This window comes from Pontibacterium sp. (assembly GCF_041587635.1).
Taxonomy (GTDB): Bacteria; Pseudomonadota; Gammaproteobacteria; order Pseudomonadales; family Balneatricaceae; genus Pontibacterium.
In genome coordinates this window covers 1-1,290 of record NZ_JBFGYC010000742.1, presented here as the reverse complement: position 1 = coordinate 1,290, position 1,290 = coordinate 1, and the positions used below count along the sequence as shown (strand labels likewise).

Here is a 1,290-nt window from a genome sequence, read left to right as displayed (position 1 = left end):
GGCTTTGATTGAAGAAGAAAAAGTAATCGACAACTTATCAAGTGAAGCCGTCGATCTGGTCGAGTCTAACGAGGAGCTAATCTTCGCCGCACCCGGTGTTCAACTTCGTGTACTGAAGCGCCTGAAGCAAGGCCATATTCCCTGGGAAGAAGGGCTTGATCTGCACGGTTACACCATTGATGATGCACGCGACGAATTGAGCCGCTTTATTCGTATGGCCCGAAACCGAAAGATGCGCGCTGTGATTGTCGTGCACGGCAAAGCGTACAGCCAGTCAGGCAAACAACCATTGATGAAATCCTATGTTAACGAATGGTTACGCAGAATGCCTGGTGTACTGGCATTCACATCAGCACAAGACAGGGATGGCGGTACAGGTGCACTGTATATACTGCTGAAACGAGATAACAGTTAGACCAGCGCACCTTTCTCAAGCGCCTCCAACCGCTCTCGAGTGATCTGCCGCCCCACCTCAATGACCTCTTCCGCACGATAAAACTCAAAGAAATGACAGAGTTCATGCGGAATGGGCACCACCAGGTCCGGCGGATAACCAGCAATCTTGTACTGTGACAGGCTTCCCTGCATCACTTCTACCGAGTCCAGCAGAATATCAATTCGCCCACCCACCCGAGGAGGTTCACGCTTTTGACCTTCTGCATCATTGCTTGCGTGGCCATTGCCGTTTCCATTAGCGTTTCCAGCTGCCGAGACTGAATCTAAATGCCAGCTATCACTGACGCCGCTGCGATTTAAGTAGGCATTATCAGGTAAATTCAAAGCTTCATGCTTGGGATCGCGGGCATTAAGATCGACCGCGATAATCAGATCTGCATGAGCCGCAACGGTGGGAATAATCGGCAAAGGGTTGAGCACCCCACCATCCACCAATACCCGATTTTCGTGAACATAGGGCGTAAAGAAACCCGGCACCGAGATGGAGGCACGCATTGCTGTTTGCAGCGAACCCGACTGAAACCAGACCTCTTTTTGACGTGCGATATCTGTCGCCACAGCAGTATAAATCAGCGGCAGATCTTCAATGGCAGGATCACCCACCATATCATTAAGCCGTTGAAACAAGCGCTCACCTCGTATGGCACCGCGCGTAAGAGTCAGATCAAGCAGCCTGAAGATCTCAAATTTGGTCAGACCAACAACCCACTCCCTATATGCCTCCAAACCTCCTGCAGCATACACGCCACCAACCAGCGCCCCCATAGAGCTTCCAGCGATACAAATAATCTCGTAGCCTCGACGCTCTATCTCTTCGATGACACCAATGTGTGC

Annotated in this window: 2 protein-coding genes; one reads left to right on the top strand and one right to left on the bottom strand. The window is 51.0% G+C overall.

What is annotated here, in order from left to right; genetic code table 11:
* On the top strand, positions 1–415 hold a 415-nt coding region (locus tag ABYW01_RS21340; protein ID WP_372836624.1), incomplete at its 5' end, for a Smr/MutS family protein.
* Here the strand turns inward: ABYW01_RS21340 and ABYW01_RS21335 are convergent.
* Positions 412–1,290, bottom strand: an 879-nt coding sequence (locus tag ABYW01_RS21335) for a patatin-like phospholipase family protein (protein WP_372836622.1), incomplete at its 5' end; no start/stop codon positions are given. The genes ABYW01_RS21340 and ABYW01_RS21335 overlap by 4 nt on opposite strands.